The 15,005-nt window shown below is 69.6% G+C and carries 21 protein-coding genes; 13 read left to right on the plus strand and 8 right to left on the minus strand.

The genetic code is table 11. The features are described 5' to 3' along the window. From KPL78_RS23035 to KPL78_RS23085, 11 genes are all read left to right on the plus strand, one after another. On the plus strand, positions 1-547 hold a 547-nt coding region (locus tag KPL78_RS23035), incomplete at its 5' end, for a hypothetical protein (protein WP_432761291.1). After that, positions 547-1,683, plus strand: coding sequence for a glycine-rich domain-containing protein (locus tag KPL78_RS23040; RefSeq protein WP_219765325.1), 1,137 nt, complete (start codon positions 547-549; stop codon positions 1,681-1,683). The genes KPL78_RS23035 and KPL78_RS23040, both read left to right, overlap by 1 nt. Positions 1,684-1,685: 2 nt before the next feature. Continuing rightward, positions 1,686-2,135: a hypothetical protein gene (locus tag KPL78_RS23045; RefSeq protein ID WP_219765326.1), complete on the plus strand. Its 450-nt coding sequence runs from the start codon at positions 1,686-1,688 to the stop codon at positions 2,133-2,135. Positions 2,136-2,193: 58 nt separating this feature from the next. Further along, on the plus strand, positions 2,194-4,863 hold the full coding sequence (locus tag KPL78_RS23050; protein WP_219765327.1) for a hypothetical protein: 2,670 nt from the start codon (positions 2,194-2,196) through the stop codon (positions 4,861-4,863). 10 nt (positions 4,864-4,873) lie between these two features. Beyond that, a complete protein-coding gene (locus tag KPL78_RS23055) occupies positions 4,874-5,620 on the plus strand; it encodes a hypothetical protein (protein WP_219765328.1) in 747 nt (248 codons plus the stop codon). A 102-nt stretch (positions 5,621-5,722) separates the two neighbouring features. Beyond that, positions 5,723-6,025 (plus strand): hypothetical protein, encoded by a 303-nt coding sequence (locus KPL78_RS23060; RefSeq protein ID WP_219765329.1) that lies wholly within the window; start codon positions 5,723-5,725, stop codon positions 6,023-6,025. Positions 6,026-6,073: 48 nt separating this feature from the next. Next, positions 6,074-6,340, plus strand: a complete 267-nt coding sequence (locus tag KPL78_RS23065) for a hypothetical protein (protein WP_219765330.1) — start codon at positions 6,074-6,076, stop codon at positions 6,338-6,340. Then, positions 6,340-6,687 (plus strand): hypothetical protein, encoded by a 348-nt coding sequence (locus KPL78_RS23070; RefSeq protein ID WP_219765331.1) that lies wholly within the window; start codon positions 6,340-6,342, stop codon positions 6,685-6,687. Before KPL78_RS23065 ends, KPL78_RS23070 begins: the two co-directional genes overlap by 1 nt. After that, a complete protein-coding gene (locus tag KPL78_RS23075) occupies positions 6,687-6,869 on the plus strand; it encodes a hypothetical protein (protein ID WP_219765332.1) in 183 nt (60 codons plus the stop codon). The genes KPL78_RS23070 and KPL78_RS23075 overlap by 1 nt, the downstream gene beginning before the upstream one ends. Next, positions 6,869-7,252, plus strand: a complete 384-nt coding sequence (locus KPL78_RS23080; protein ID WP_219765333.1) for a hypothetical protein — start codon at positions 6,869-6,871, stop codon at positions 7,250-7,252. Before KPL78_RS23075 ends, KPL78_RS23080 begins: the two co-directional genes overlap by 1 nt. 90 nt (positions 7,253-7,342) lie before the next feature. After that, the gene (locus tag KPL78_RS23085) at positions 7,343-8,086 is read left to right on the plus strand and encodes a glycoside hydrolase family 19 protein (protein ID WP_219765334.1); all 744 of its coding nucleotides are present in this window, start codon (positions 7,343-7,345) and stop codon (positions 8,084-8,086) included. 78 nt (positions 8,087-8,164) lie between these two features. Here KPL78_RS23085 and KPL78_RS23090 read toward each other — a convergent pair whose 3' ends face one another. From KPL78_RS23090 to KPL78_RS23110, 5 genes are all read right to left on the minus strand, one after another. After that, entirely contained in the window at positions 8,165-8,467 is a 303-nt protein-coding gene (locus KPL78_RS23090) for a hypothetical protein (protein WP_219765335.1), read from the minus strand. Next, positions 8,464-9,120, minus strand: a complete 657-nt coding sequence (locus KPL78_RS23095) for an SOS response-associated peptidase (RefSeq protein ID WP_219765336.1) — start codon at positions 9,118-9,120, stop codon at positions 8,464-8,466. The genes KPL78_RS23090 and KPL78_RS23095 overlap by 4 nt, the downstream gene beginning before the upstream one ends. Before the next feature lie 74 nt (positions 9,121-9,194). Beyond that, entirely contained in the window at positions 9,195-9,431 is a 237-nt protein-coding gene (locus KPL78_RS23100) for a hypothetical protein (protein ID WP_219765337.1), read from the minus strand. 94 nt (positions 9,432-9,525) lie between these two features. After that, the gene (locus KPL78_RS23105; protein ID WP_219765338.1) at positions 9,526-9,921 is read right to left on the minus strand and encodes a type II toxin-antitoxin system HicB family antitoxin; all 396 of its coding nucleotides are present in this window, start codon (positions 9,919-9,921) and stop codon (positions 9,526-9,528) included. A 3-nt stretch (positions 9,922-9,924) separates the two neighbouring features. Then, on the minus strand, positions 9,925-10,113 hold the full coding sequence (locus KPL78_RS23110) for a type II toxin-antitoxin system HicA family toxin (RefSeq protein WP_219765339.1): 189 nt from the start codon (positions 10,111-10,113) through the stop codon (positions 9,925-9,927). A gap of 464 nt (positions 10,114-10,577) precedes the next feature. Between KPL78_RS23110 and metZ the strand changes: the two genes are divergently transcribed. Together metZ and KPL78_RS23120 are read left to right on the plus strand one after the other, a co-directional pair. Continuing rightward, entirely contained in the window at positions 10,578-11,798 is a 1,221-nt protein-coding gene (gene metZ, locus KPL78_RS23115) for an O-succinylhomoserine sulfhydrylase (RefSeq protein ID WP_219765340.1), read from the plus strand. Between the two features lie 4 nt (positions 11,799-11,802). Then, on the plus strand, positions 11,803-12,414 hold the full coding sequence (locus KPL78_RS23120) for a LysE family translocator (protein WP_219765341.1): 612 nt from the start codon (positions 11,803-11,805) through the stop codon (positions 12,412-12,414). A 318-nt stretch (positions 12,415-12,732) separates the two neighbouring features. Here the strand turns inward: KPL78_RS23120 and KPL78_RS23125 are convergent, their stop codons facing one another. Genes KPL78_RS23125 through KPL78_RS23135 form a run of 3 tightly spaced genes read right to left on the minus strand, consistent with a single transcriptional unit; the run spans position 12,733 to position 14,962 of the window. After that, on the minus strand, positions 12,733-13,899 hold the full coding sequence (locus tag KPL78_RS23125; RefSeq protein ID WP_219765342.1) for a low temperature requirement protein A: 1,167 nt from the start codon (positions 13,897-13,899) through the stop codon (positions 12,733-12,735). Continuing rightward, the gene (locus tag KPL78_RS23130) at positions 13,896-14,162 is read right to left on the minus strand and encodes a hypothetical protein (protein ID WP_219765343.1); all 267 of its coding nucleotides are present in this window, start codon (positions 14,160-14,162) and stop codon (positions 13,896-13,898) included. The genes KPL78_RS23125 and KPL78_RS23130 overlap by 4 nt, the downstream gene beginning before the upstream one ends. 26 nt (positions 14,163-14,188) lie before the next feature. Further along, entirely contained in the window at positions 14,189-14,962 is a 774-nt protein-coding gene (locus KPL78_RS23135; RefSeq protein ID WP_219765344.1) for an SDR family oxidoreductase, read from the minus strand. Positions 14,963-15,005: the final 43 nt, after the last annotated feature.

Genomic DNA, 15,005 nt, shown 5'->3' on the forward strand with positions numbered 1-15,005 from the left:
CATCTGGTCGTGCTGGTTCCGCTGGCGCCTGCTGGCGGGCAGCGTGGCCGACGCGTCATTCTCGGGCCTGACGTTGTGGCACTACGCCGCCGGCGGCATCGGATCGACGTTCCTGCAACAGGCGGCGGTGCCGACCGGAGCACCGTTGCGGACGCAGCGCGTGCCGCTGACCTGGCAGGTGACGGACCCTGACGCCGTCAGTGCGAGCCACCGCGCCCGCATCGTGTTCCCGGCCGGCGTCGATGTCGATTTCATCCTGCGCCTGGGCGGACCCCAGATCCAGCCGGGCGGCGGCGGCAGCGACATCCTGCCGCCGGTTGACACCGTGGATCTGGCCTACGCCGCCGAGGACCAGCTCACCCTCGATGTCCCGGACGGGACCTACGCCCTGTCGATCCGGGGCGGGACGGTGAACCCGGCGGGCATCGCCTATGCCGCGACGCGCATCGTCTCCTACGGCCAGGGCCTGCAGTTCAACTGGCCGCCGGCGGCCCGCGCGGCGGGCGAGCGCCACCTGCAATCCATCAGCATGAGGAAAACCGCCTGATGCAACGCGTCACACGGGCTACCGCCGCAGCGACGTTGCCGGTGCCGCCGGCCTCGCCGGGCACCCCGGGATATTTCGCGCGCCCCAACAACGTCAGCGGCGTGCCGGCCACCGTGCCTGGCTACGAGTGGTACAATGGCATGCAGGAGGCTGTTGCGCTCGCCTTCGAGGACAGCGGCATCACGCCTGACGCGGCCCTGCATGACCAGCTCCGCAAGCACATCCGTCGCGTCGCGGGCGGCAACGTCCGGATGGTGACGGGCAATACGACGCTCACCCCCGATGATGCCGGCCTGGTGCTCGTCAATGCCTCCGGTCCCACGACGTTGACGCTGCCGGGTGTGGCGGAGGCCAGTGGCCGGCCGATGAAGTTTGACTTCGTGCGGATCGACACGGCCGCTGCCCAGGTTTTCGTGGCGCGGAAGACGACTGCGGACACGGTCGACGGCACCAACAATGTCCGTCTTGTCGTCGGGCAGCGGCTGTCGATCGTCGGTGACGGCGACGTGACCTGGTACACGTTGGGCGGCATCGGAAGCCGCATGCAGGTCATCAGCGCGACCACCGACGTGACGGTGGAACAGGGCATGTTCCGCATGCGCGCCCAAGGCTGGTCCGGTGGTGGTGGAGGCGGCGGCGTTGGCTCTGGCGGCGGTGGAGCTGCGGGTGGCGCCGGTGGTTGGTATGGTGAGGGTTGGTTCGACGTCGTGCCGGGACAGGTTATCCCGGTAACGATTGGCGCCGGGGGCGCGGCTGGCACCGGCGCGCCGACGAATGGAGGCGCTGGCGGCACCACTTCGATCGGCACCTACATGTCACTACCTGGTGGCCCAGGCGGCGCGTCGGCCTCCGGCGGCGGCGCCGCGCTGCCGACGCCCAGCAGTGGCGCGGGTGCGGGCGGGCAGCTCATGCTTCCGGGCAACCCGGGCAATGGCGGGCTCGCGATCGGGGGCTCGACGATCGGCGGGTCGGGCGGCGGGACATTCATGGTGTCGCTGGTGGGTGGCTATTCCATCGCGACTGGCAACAGCGCCGCCAGCCCGGGCGGTGGTGGCGGCGGTGCGGGAGGTTCCACATTCGCGGCGGGCTCCGCGGGCGCGCCGGGTCGCGCCATCCTGCAATTCCAGGGGCGCTGATCATGAAGACCTACGCCCGCATCTCTGCCGGCATCGTCGCGGAGCTGATCCGCATCCCGTCCGATGGCCCCGAGGTCGAGAAGCTGTTTCACCCCGACCTGGTCGCGACCCTGGAGCCTGTGCCCGAGGGGATCGAGGTGACCGAGGGCTGGACATGGAATGGCGAGACGTTCGCCGCACCGGCCCCATCTGGCCCCGAGGACATCCCCGTGCCGGATATCACCGCCCGCCAGCTCCGGCTGTGGCTGCTCGCGCAGGGCATTCCGCTGGCGAGCGTGGACGCTGCCATCGCCGCCCTGCCGGAGGCCGACCGCGCACCGGCACAGGTCGAATGGGAATATGCGACGCGCTACGAGCGAGGCCACTCGCTGATCGCGCTGCTCGCCCCCGCCGTCGGCCTTGAGACGCCCGAAGCGATCGACGTCGCCTTCCGGTCGGCCGCGCTGCTGTAGCTGTCACGGCGCCGTGCCGGCGCCGCGCTCTTTCCCATCGTGAATCCGAAGGTGAGCCATGACGCATCGCTATGCGGACCGGGTGATGGTGCTGTCGTCGTCGGTGGGTACCGGCGACATGGTCCTGGGCCAGGCTGTGGCCGGATTTCAGGACTTCGCCGCCGCCGGCCTGGTGGTGGGGGACACCTGCGACGTCTGCATCGAGGACCCGCTGGCCAGGACGTGGGAGACGGTGCGCGTCACCCTGTCCGCTGCCGGCGTCATCGAGCGTGGGGCCACCTTCGACAGCAGTGCGGACGGGGCGAGGATCGACTTTGGCGAAGGGCTGAAGCGGATCTACCTGGTGCAGCCTGGGGCGGTGATCGCGGAGGACAAGACGGCGACGCAAGCGGCGCGCGGGGAGGTCGCTGCGCTGGTCGCTGGCTTCGAGGACAGCGTCGTGGGCGCGACGCAGGCCGCGCTGGATGTGATCGCCGGCAGCGTATCGTCGATCATCGTCGACAGTGCGCAGGCCACGGACGCCGCTGCGAGCGCGAGCGCCGATGCGATGCGCGCCGTGCTGCACGCATTGGAAGCAGGTTCGGCCGCGGCGCTGGCCAGATCCGCAGCCGACAGCACCGCAGCCTCCGTAACCAATGCCGCCATCCAGCGCGCGACGCTCGCGGAGATGCAGGCCGTCACGGGCGCCACCGAGGGCCAGCTCGGCGTGGTCTATGGTGTCGGCGACGATCGCGGGCAGTACCGCTACCTGTCCGGCGCATGGACCCGCGAGGGGCCGACGATCCCTGACCTGGTGGACAGCGTCGATGCGGTGGCCGAGGCCGTGCGCAGCGATCCGGACGTGGCCGGCATCGCCTTCGCGGTAGTGGATGAGACGGGCGCCGCTGCGCTGACGCTGTCCGGCGACGGCACGGTGCTCGCGACCGCGGGTGCCGAGCTGGTGCGCGGTGACGATGCATCGGTGTTGCTGCGGCGTGCTGATGCGATCGGCGGATCGCTGCACCTGACGGCCGAGGGCGTCGACCTCGGCGCGGCTGCGGTGGCCGAGGCCGCAGGACCTGCTGGAGTTCGCGTGGTCGACGAAAGCGACTACGCCGCGATTGCGGTAGCGGAGGACGGCTCTGGCCATATCGGCGCGCTGCGCATCGAGGCGGATGGCACGCTGCGCGGTCCTGGCGGCGATGCGCTGATCCCGTCGCTGGGCGATCTGTCCTACGAGACGGTCGGCCGCGACGATCTGGTCGTCGGCTGGCGTGACGACGAGGGCTATATCGGCGTCGCACTGCTGCCGGACGGCACGCTGGTCAGCGGTGCCGCCAGCGCCGACAACGCGGCCTATTCGGCCAGCGAGATCGCCGAGCGCAATGCGCGCGCCCTGGCCTATTCCGCGCAGATCGTACGCCTCGGCGACGAGGATGTGCAGCGGCCCGTTGCGGCCTACAACCACGTCCTCGGCTACGGGCAGAGCCTGTCCGTGGGCGCGCAGGGGTTCCCGGCGCTGACCACCGCGCAGCCCTATCCTGGCCTGCTGACGCTGGGGCAGTCCGTGCACACCCGCAACGTGGGCAACAATGCGTGGGCACCGTTCGGCGCCTCGGCATTCCTGCCGCTGGCGGCGCAGGTGCTCAAAGGGGGGCGCCTCGAACTCCTGAGCGGAGCGGAGCAGGCGGCTCTGGCGCCCAGCGATGGCAATTGGGGCGAGACGCCGCTTGAAGCGGCTTCGCTGGCGTTCCGCCGCGCGCAAAACAATGCGTGGGGTGCGGCCGACGATGCGGCGCGGCAGATCGTCGTCTCGGCCTGCGGCTATCCTGGCCTGTCGGTAGCGTCGCTGAGCAAAGGCAACGGATACTATGGGCGCGTCACGGATTGCGCGACGGCCGCGAAGGCCGTGGCGGCCACGGCCGGCGGCGACTACTGCGTCCCAGCGCTGATCTACCTACAGGGCGAGCAGGACTATGTGATCGGCACGACGCGCGCCGCCTACAAGGCGCTGGTCAAGCAACTCGTGGCGGATATCCGGGCCGACGTGCAGGCGGCCATTGCGGCGCAGGCGCGGCCGTTCGGCGTGTTTACCTATCAAACTGGTGGTGGGTTCACCTCCGATGCGCAGCAGATGGCCGTCGGCATGGCGCAGCTCGAATTGGCGCTGGAAGAACCGCACTGGTGGCTGGTCGGGCCAGTCTATCCGATGACCGACAAGGACGGCCACCTTACCGCCAACGGCTACCGCTGGTGGGGCGAGCAGTGCGGCAAGGTCATGGCCAAGGTGCTGTTGCGCAACGAGGGCTGGCGACCATTGCATCCGACACGCCTCACGCGCCGTGGGCGCAGCGTGCTGGTCGATTTCCACGTGCCGGAGCCGCCGCTGCAATTCGCGCTGCCCTACGTGATCGCCACGGCGACCGACTATGCCAGCAAGGGGTTTTCGGCGCGTGACGCCGGCGGCGCGGTCGGGATCGCGGACGTTGAGATCGTGTCCGACACCGCGGTGATGATCACGCTCGGCCGCGACGTGTCGGGCGCTCTGTCGCTGGTCTACGCCGCGAAATCAGCAGCGAACGGCAACGGGTGCCTATGCGACAGCGACCCGTGGCGCGCCGCGCTGACCTACGTCTACGCGCCGGGCTCCGGCCAGGACGCGAGCGAGAATATCGCGAGCCTCGTGGGCAAACCCTACCCGCTGCACAACTGGTGCTGCGCGTTCGACCTGCCCGTCAGCATCGATTGAGGAGGCCCCTGTGGCAACGATCATCCGTGTCCCCGGCGCTGATTTCTCGGCGGTCCCGCATGCGTTTATCCCGCCCGTCGCGGACGGTCTGGAGGCGTGGCACTACCTCGGCGGCAGCCTCGATGCCTCCGTCAAGAACCTCGCACCAGGCAAGGCGGCCGCGACGGTCGTCGGGACGCCGACGGTCGCATCGACGCACCTGGTGCTGAGCGGCAGTGCCCATCTGCAAACCGCAGTGCCCGACGCCGGGGATTGCACGCTGATCGCGGTGGCGCGGATGCCGCCGGGATTTGCCTGGGTTACGAATTTCGCATTCATGCTCAGCGCGACGCAGGCGCCGAACAACGGGCCACAGATCTATTTCCAGAAAGGGCTGGCGGGCGATCCGGCGGAGAAAGGGACGATCTACGGTTGGGGCGCATTTAACAATGGCGGCACAGCGCAGACGGTCCAGCGCAACATCTATCCGGTCGCCGATCTGACGCAGTGGGCGCTGTGCGTCGCGCGCGTGCAGGGCGGCGTCGGCGTGCGGGTAGCCAATCGCACCACGGCGCAGGATGGCGCGACGGCCTCGGCGCTCGCGCGATATCCCTATCCGGCGCAGACCTATCGGATCGGTGCCAACGCCTCCACGGGCGAGCCGATCCACGTGGCGTTCGCCGGCATCTACTCGCGCGCGCTCTCGCTCACCGAGGAGACGGCGGTCTATGCCGCCGTCAAGTCGTATATGCAGCGCCGGCGGGCGATCACGATCTGACCAAGCCTCCCGCCCGGCAGGGCGGGAGCTGGGCCATGCCTGAGCCATGAGCGCCACAGCGCGTCGACGGCCTGACGATTCGTGATTTCCGAGGGGACATTGATGGCAGAGGAACCGACGATGGCTGTAGCGAAAATGGCCGCGGCTGCTGCTGCGGCGGGTGGCAGTGCCCGCATTGCGATCGCAATGCACGGGGGATCGCGGGGCTGGCGCCTGGCGATCGAGGGATTTGTCGGCGCGACGCTCGGTGTCATGGCTGCGGGCATCGCGGTCTGGGTTGACCCGTCGCTGCGCGACGCCGGATGGCCTCTGCTGATTGTCGCCGGCGCAGCCGGCATTGCTGGCGCGCTGGGAACCCGCGCGCTGGATCTGCTCGAGGCTGCGTTGCGCAAGCGCGTGACCTGAGCGCCCGCCGGCGGGGTGCCGGCACCATCATCGCATCGGAGAGACACCATGCCCCCGGGCCTCGCGCACGCGGCAATCGCCGTCGTGCTGACGCTGCTTGTCGGCGTGCCGGCGCGTCTGCTCGGCGTCACCGCCGGGCTCGGCGCCGCCGCCGCGATCGCATTCTATGTCGGGCGAGAGCGCCGCCAGTCCGAGGAATGGGCTGGCAGCAACCGCATCCCGCCGTGGATCTGGAAGCCGCGCGCGCTGCGCGATGCCGGCTGGCCGGCCCTTGCGGCGCTGGCGACCGCCTATGGCATTGCGGTGGTGCTGTGATGGTCGACCTATCGCCCCTCACGGGTGCGGCGGTGGGCGCGGCTGCGCTCGCCGTCACGACGCTGGCCGGCCTGCTGATGGCGCGGCTGCCGCTGCTGGTGCGCTACCTGGAGGTGCGTATCAACGGGGCGGACAACACGCTGCTGCGCGGCGCGATCGCCAATGCCGCGCAGCAGGCTGTGCAGGACATCGCCGGCGGGATGCGGGTCGAGGCCGCGATCGGGCGCATGGCGGACTATGCGCAGGACAACCTGCCGGCGGCTATCGCGCGACTGCGGGTGCCGCGGGAGACGCTGCTGACGATGTGCGGGGCCGAGCTGGCGCGCGTGCAGGCGGGGGCAGGGTGATGGTCAAGGCGATTGTTCCTCCGCCCACCCTACCGCCCGGAGGCTTCATCCCGCCGGCGGCAACTCCGGCGTTGTCCTGGTGGGATCACGCGCTTCTGTGCCTGATGTTCCTGCTGGTGTGCGGCGCGGTCGTCGGCGCCGTCGTGCTGATTGGTGACAGCATCCCGCCGGCCTGCCGCTGATGCTCGCCCTCCTGCTTAGCCCACTCGCCCGCTGGGCCGCGCTTGGCGTGGTGCTCGTCGGGCTGGCCGGATGGGGCTGGATCGAGCGCGCGGGACGCATTAGCGCCGATCTGCGCACCGCGGCGGCAGAGGCCGCGGTGCAGGGCAGGGACCTGGCCATCGCGGCGCTCGAGCGCCAGGCGACCGACGCCGCCGAGCGCGCCGCCCGCATGCAAACCGTCAGGAGAGCCGTCGATGCCGCCCCGGTCACGCGCGCCTGTGTGGATAGCCCTGCCATGCGCGCTGTGCTGCGCGGCCTGCGCGGGGATGCCAGCACCCCTGGTGGTGCCACCCAGCCTGCTGCGATGCCAGCCGGCACCGATACCGCCAGAGGCGCCCGATGATCCGGCGCTGGCGCGGTGGATTCTGGATCTGGCCGAGGCCGGCGCGGACTGCCGGTCGCGGCTCTCGGCGGTGAGGGAGATCGTCGCTCCATGACGTTCATCGAATGGCTGCGCAGCCTCATGACGCCAGCGCCGGCGCCGCTGCTACCCGCCACTGTGCCGTTCCCGACGCCGATTCCGGTCCAGGCTGTGGGCGATCCCGACTGGCCGGCAATCCTGCGCGCCGCCGGATTCGCGGACCCGGAGCTGTGGGCCGGGCACTTGGCGCTGCCGGCGCAACGCTGGGAGATCCGGGGCGGCCGGCGCGTCGCGGCCTTCGCGGCGACTGTGGGACACGAAAGCGGCGGCGGGACATCCCTTGTCGAAAGCCTGAACTACAGGGTGGACGCGCTGACGGCGACGTGGCCGTCTCGCTTCAGCGCGGCCGATGCCGAGCGCATGGGGCGTGTGGAGGTCGGCGGGCGCATCGTCCGCACCGCCGACCAGCGCGCGATCGCCGAGCGGGCCTATGGCGGGCGCATGGGCAACGGGCCGGAGGGGTCCGGCGATGGCTGGAACTATCGAGGTCGCGGGCTGATTCAGGTGACCGGGCGGGACGGATATCGCCAGGCGGGTGCGGCGACGGGCCTGCCGCTGGAACAGCAGCCCGACCTGGCCGCGCAGCCCAACTGCGCCGCCGCGGTGGCGTGCTGGGCATGGGCGAGCTGGAAGGGGTGCAACCCCATCGCCGACGCCGGCGACGTCGAGGGATGGCGGCGGGCGATCAACGGCGGCCTGACCGGCCTCGATGACGTGCAGCGTCGGTACGAGGCGGCGCTGCGGGTGACGGGGTGATCTGCAAATCCCGCCCAGATTATGCAGATGCTATGCGTGGCGCCGTCGGGGGAGACCCCGGCGGCGCCTTTTGTCGTTTTAGGGGTCGCGATGCCCTGGCGCCGGCCGCGCCGCCTTGATCCAGGGCGGCAGTCGCTGATGGTCGAGCCACAGATCCACCAGGTAGGGGATCGTCCCGGCCGCCCCGAATGAATGGCCGTGCAGCGGGCATCCCGGCAGCAGCAGCCGGCAGATGTAGCCACCCGGCTGGCAGTCGATGACCGCGCCGCGGTGCTCATAGCTCGGGCCGCCGAGAGGGCCGACGGGCTTCGTGGGCGTCGGCTCCGGCCGGCGGGACAGATCGACCGTGGCCGGCAAAGGCAGTTCCGCGCTGCTCGTCATGCCCCGTCCCGCTTCTCGCCCCGGGCCACGATCACCAGCGATTCATCCGGCAGAGGACGCTGCAGCGCCTTCGCCTCGGCCCAGGGTGCTGTCATCCACGTCTCGCGCTCATGCTCCTCGGTCAGGATCACCGGCATCGCCTTGGGGTGGATCGCGCCGACCTCGCGGTTCGGCTCGCAGGTCAGGAAGGCGAACAGGTCGGTCGTCACCTCGCCCTCCTTCACCTTCCGCACCGATGTCCATTGCGGCACCCAGATCCCGGCGAAGAAGGCGAGCGGCCGGTCCTCCGCCAGCGCGAACCATGCCGGCGGGCGCTTGCCATCGGGCCGTGGCTCGGGCTCGCTGAAGCTGGTGAACGGGACCAGGCAGCGGTGCTCGACCCCCAGCCAGCGGCGCCAGTGCGGGGACGCGGTGTTCCGGACGTTGGTGACCCCAGGGTCCGTTGTGCGCCCCTTCAGCGCGAAGGCCGGGGAGGGCAGCCCCCAGCGCGCCATGGCGAGCTCGCGCCCCTCCGGCATGTTGCGCACGATCGGCGCGGCATAGTCGGGGAAGACGCCGGGGATGGCCGGCAGGTTGCCGGTGCTGTCCCGCAGCGCCATCGAAAGCTGGCGGATGGCCTGCTGGTTCGACACGATTGAGTAGAGGTTGCACATGCCGTCCTCCCGAATCCGCGCAGCGCAACTTACTGCTGGCGAGTGGTTACGCCCTGGTGGCGCTTTGCTGAACGTCAGGATGATCGGTTCGGCGGCTCGCCACACCGTCCCGGCGTCGGACCAGGCTCATGGCGCCGGCGGAAGATCAGGAAATTCGAGCGTAGGAGCTGCTCCGTAACACTGCGCGCCAGGATCTTGGCATCGACGCGTGTCCCCTTGGCCAGGGGCTTACCCGAGCTGCCGAACCGAAGCGCGTAATGGATCGCCTCCTCGATGTCAGCCGGGTTCGCGGGGGTGAGATGGTCGTCCATGGCCCCCATTTGATTCCCCAGCCGGGAGAACAACGCAAGAACATCATTTGCGCCGAGGGGGTGAGGTGAGGCCGATTCGGTCGGCAGAGCGGCGCTAGGCCGCTTCCATCATCCGCTTCGTCGCCACCAGAATCATGCCGGACCGCGTCAGGCCCTGGCTCTCGGCGAAAGTGTCGATCGCCTTCAGCGTGTCCTCCGGCAGCGTGATGTTCACCCGCACGGCCTTCACCGCCTTGGCCGGGCCCGGTACCAGCAGCGCAACGGCATCGCGGTTCTCTCGCTCCGCCATCACCGCAGTGAGGCTGCTCGGCTCCGGGATCGCTTCACCGTCGGCGACCATGCCCTCGATATGAAGGGCGAGAGCCTCGGTTGCCATTGCTCGCGCCTCATCGAGGGTGGCGCCGGCAGTGACGCAACCCGGGAAGTCCGGAAACGAGACGCCGAAATCGCTGTCGGCGTCCTTGTGGATCAGGGCGATGTACTCAGCCATCGGTCAACTCAGCCTCATGCCGGCTTGTTTCTCAATGCTCCGGAGCGTGCCGACCGGCAGATCGCGCTTCGGATGCGGGACGGTCACGCGGCCCGGCTTGGTGGGGTGCTTGAACTGGCAGTGGCTGCCCTTCTGGGCCACCTGCTCCCACCCGTCGGCCTTAAGAGCCGCTATGACTGCCCTGCTGTCCATGTGCGCATTTATACACACTATCGCGCATGCAGGCAACAGAAATTGTGTGTTTAGATACACACTTTTGTGCTGCGGAGGGGTGCCATGGGCTGGAACGAAGTTAGAACGCCTTTGCCAGCCCGCCGGCAAAGGTCGAAATCCACGCCGAATTTTTGACAGTGGAGGCCGCAGAAAACCGCGATCCCGGGTTTCTACCTCTGAACTACGCCCGCAGCCGCCCTTCTATAGGCATGCCCGCCCGCGTCGGGCAAGATGGCCGCTTGACCCTTCGCCCCGCACGGGCGTAACCACCCCCTTGGCGGTGACGCCCCTCGCGATTTGTCCGGCCAGCTTGCGGCGAGGTCCCTTCCGGGGCGTGTCCTTCGGGACGCGGAAAACAAGCGCGCTAAACGGCCGTGCGGATGCCCCGCATCCGCCGCCCGTGAAGGGGCCGGACGTCGCCGTTGACGTGAAGGTGCCGCCCCATGGCCAAGTCGCCCCCGAACCGCCCGTTCCGCCCGGCCACCCAGCTCGTGCGCGGCGGGCTGATGCGCTCGGGCTTCGACGAGACCGGCGAGGCGCTCTTCCTCACTTCCGGCTTCGTCTATGACAGCGCCGCCCAGGCCGAGGCGACCTTCGCCGGCACCGAGCAGCACTACCAGTATTCCCGCTTCGGCAACCCGACCGTCGCCATGCTGGAAGGCCGCATCGCCGCGCTGGAAGGGGCCGAGGCCTGCCGCGTCACCGCCACCGGCATGGCCGCCGTGCATGCCGCGCTGCTGTCGCACCTCAAGACCGGCGATCGTGTCGTCGCGTCCCGTGCGCTGTTCGGGTCCTGCCACTGGATCGTCTCGACCCTGCTGCCGCGCTACGGCATCGCGACGGAATTCGTGGACGGCGCCGACCTCGACCAGTGGGCGGCCGCGCTGTCGCGCCCGGCGAGCCTGGTGCTGCTCGAAACCCCGTCCAACCCGATGCTGGAGATCGTGGACCTGCGCGCGGTCAGCGAACTCGCCCATCGCGCCGGCGCGATCGTGGTGGTGGACAACGTCTTCGCCACGCCGCTGCTGCAGAAGCCGATGCAGTTCGGCGCGGACGTCGTCGTCTATTCCGCGACCAAGCATTTCGACGGCCAGGGCCGCGTGCTCGGTGGCGCCGTGCTCGGCCCCAAGAAGTGGGTCGAGGACACGCTGCAGCCCTTCATCCGCAACACCGGCCCGTCCATCAGCGCCTTCAACGCCTGGGTCATCCTGAAGGGGCTGGAGACCCTGCACCTGCGCGTGCCCGCCATGTGCCGCAACGCGGCCGCGGTCGCCGACATGCTGGCCGAACGCGCCGAGATCGCCCGCGTCCTCTACCCCTTCCGCGCCGACCATCCGCAGCAGAAGCTCGCCCAGGCGCAGATGTCCGCCGGCGGCACGCTCGTCACCTTCGACCTCAAGGGCGGGAAGGAGGCGTGCTTCCGCTTCATGGACGCGCTGCGGCTGATCGACATCTCGAACAACCTCGGCGATTCCAAGTCGCTCGCAACGCACCCCGCGACCACCACGCATATGCGCGTGGGCGCCGAGGAACGCGCGCGGCTCGGCATCACCGATGGCACGGTGCGCCTGTCGGTCGGCCTCGAGGATGTCGAGGACATCATCGACGACCTGGCCGAAGCCCTCGACGCGGCCGCCGCCCCGGCGGCCCGCGCAGCGGAGTAGTCGCATGGCAGTCGACACCTGGCTGGCCTTCCTCGCCGCGACCGCGGTGATGCTGGCGATCCCCGGCCCCACCATCCTGCTGGTGATCGGCCAATCGCTCGGTGCCGGGCGCCGCGCGGCGCTGCCGCTGGTCGCCGGCGTCGCGCTCGGTGACCTCACGGCCATGACGCTGTCATTGGCCGGGCTGGGGGCGCTGATGGCGGCCTCGGCGGCGCTGTTCACGGTGCTGAAGTTCGCCGGCGCGGCCTATCTGGTGTGGCTCGGCGTGAAGCTGTGGCGCGCGCCGGTGGAGGAAGGTGCGCAGCCGCCCGTCTCCGCCCGCCGCGCCTTCCGCGACGCCTATGTCGTGACCGCGCTGAACCCGAAGTCGATCGCCTTCTTTGTCGCCTTCGTGCCGCTCTTCGTCGATGCCGGCGCGCCCTTCCTGGCGCAGGCGGTGGTGCTCGTCGGCAGCTTCGTGACGCTCGCTGCGCTGAACGCGCTGATCTATGCGCTGCTCGCGGCACGGCTGTCGGGCGCGGTGCGACGGCCGTCGGTGCGGCGCGCCTTCAACCGCGGCGGCGGCACCGTGCTGATCGGGGCCGGGATCGCCACGGCGGCGATGCGTCGCGCGTAAGTCGAGGTTGAGATCGGAGGGGCTCTGCCCCTCCGAACCACCCCGCCAGGGGATTGGATCCCCTGGACCGCAATCTGTTGGTGCTCGGCGGAGCAGTCACGTTGCGCCCCCCAAAGCGCGCTTGGTGCGCAAGTGCGGGTCGCAGCTTTTCATTCTGGCAGCGATGCCCGGCGCCTGAGTGATGTTTACAAAGGCCTTCCGGCCCTTGCTGGGGCGCGAAGCACGGCTTCGCGGTGAGGGGAGGGACAAAAGGCCCCTCTCCGACGCGACAGTCCCGTCTTCGCGCTTGCCGGTCCGCGCCCCTTCAATGGCCAACCGTCACGGCCGTGCCCGCCTGCGGCCCTCCCAGAACCCTGCCAGCAGCAGGATCCCTGTGGTGATCCAGCACAGAGCGAGCAGGTCCATCCCTCCGCCCAAGGGCAGGACGAGCAGCACCGCCACCGCCGCGACGACATGCGACAGCGGCACCACGCCATAGACCACGCGTTTGTAGATCGCGCTGCCGAGCAGATAGACCACCGGCCCGCCCGTCATGGCGAGGAGCTGCGCCATCCCCGGCACATCATGCGGATGCGCCATCGCCAGGTCGTTGCCCACCGCCGTCGCGATGATGCCCGCGAGCAGGATGGCGTGGACGTAGTGCAGATACGCCCCCAGCCGCCCCGGATCGTCGGAGCGGGTGATGACCTCGGTCGCGTCGCGGCTCGATGTGCCGAAATAGAGCCACCACATGGCGATGGTCCCGAAGAACGTCGCCAGCATCGCCGACAGCAATGCGCCGTCCCAGACCTCGGCGCGCGACAAATTCGCCCCGGTGGCGAGCAGCGTCTCCCCCAGCGCCACAATGACGAAAAGCCCGCAGCGCTCGACCAGATGCCCGCCCTCGATGGTCCAGTCGCTGGTGCGCGACCGGCCGAGCCACGGCAGCGGAAAGCCGAACATCGGCGAGACATATTCGCAGGCCACCGCAATCGCCCAGAATGCGATGCGCGCCCAATGCTCCACCAAGCCGCCGGCGATCCAGAACACCGCGGCGATCAGCAGCCAGCCGAGAATGCGCCGGTAATTCGCCGCCAGCGGATGATCCGGCCCCAGCTCCCACAACACCCAGGCGCTGCGCCCCACCTGCATGCCGGAATAGGCGAGGGCGAAGACCAGCCCCCGATCCCCGAAGGCCCCCGGAATGGCGGCGGACATGACCAGCGCGACGAGCATGGTCGCGAAAAGCAGGCCGCGGATGCGCGGGTGCTCCGGGTCGAACCAGTTCGTGACCCAGCCGGTGTATTGCCAGCCGAGCCAGACCGCGAACCACAGGACCAGCGTCTCGGTCAGCCCGGTGATGCTCAGATGGTGCAGCAGCCCGTGGCTGAGCTGCGTCACCGCGAAGACATAGACCAGGTCGAAGAACAGTTCCTCGAAGGTCACGCGGGCGTGGTGGCCGTTGCTGTGGCGCAGCGGCGGGCGGCGCGCGGAGGCCGAGCTCATCGCGCCAGCCGCCAGGCGGCAACCACTGCGACAGCCGCCGGCACGGCGAAGACGAGAAGCAGGATCGGCAACTCCTCCCGCACCGTGTAGCCCGCCCGGGTCACGCCGACCCACAGGTTCACCACCGCCACGATGAACCAGGCCGGCACGAAAGCCCGCGCGGCGAGCCCCATCGCCGCTGTCGATGCCCCCCACAACCAGCCGAACAGCAGGAACAGGCCCAGCATCACCAGCCCGCCCCCGATCACCATCGCCATATGCATGCGCGAACCCCTGCCGGATGCCCCCGTCACTTCGTCGTATAGCCGCCATTCACCAGGATGGTCTGTCCCGTCATCCACCACCCGTCCGAGACGAGGAAGCGGATCCAGGGCACGATGTCCGCGATGTCGGTCAGCCCTGTCTTGGTGAAGGCCGACAGCGCCGCCGCGCCCTTGTGATAGGCCTGCGCGTCCGGCGCCTCCTGCCCATAGAAGAAGGGCGTATCCATCGGCCCTGGCCCGATCGCGGTCACCGAGATGCCGCGCGCGCCGAATTCCTTCGCCGCGGCGCGGGTGAAGTGCTCGACCGGCGCCTTGGTGCCGGCATAGCTCGCATAGAAGGGCGTGAAGGCGCCGAGCAGCGAGGTCACCAGCGTGCAGACCTTGCCGTTGTCGTTCACATGCTTCCCGGCCTCCTTCAGGAAGAAGAAGGCGGACTTCGCGTTCACCGCGCTCATTGCGTCGTATTCGGCCTCGGTGATGTCGAGCATGGGCTTCTTCAGCACCTTGCCGACCGTGTTCACCGCGATATCCGGCCGGCCGATGGCGGCGACGGTGTCGGCGAAGAGCTTCTCCATCGCGTCGGCGCGGGTCAGGTCGGCCTGGAAGGCGATGGCCTCGGCCCCGTCGGCCCTCAATACGGCGAGCGTCGCCTCCGCATCCGCCTTCGCGGCGGCGCTGTTGTAGTGGATGGCGATGGCCTTCGCGCCATGGGCGGCCAGGTCGCGCGCCAGCAACCCACCGAGGTTCTTCGCCCCGCCCGCGATCAGCACGGTCTTCCCTGCAATGCGGTGAACGGCCATGGCCAGCGTCCTTCTGTCCTGTGCGGCCGCACCGGCTGGCCGC

It is taken from the genome of Roseomonas alba (assembly GCF_019430885.1).
Taxonomy (GTDB): Bacteria; Pseudomonadota; Alphaproteobacteria; order Acetobacterales; family Acetobacteraceae; genus Neoroseomonas; species Neoroseomonas alba.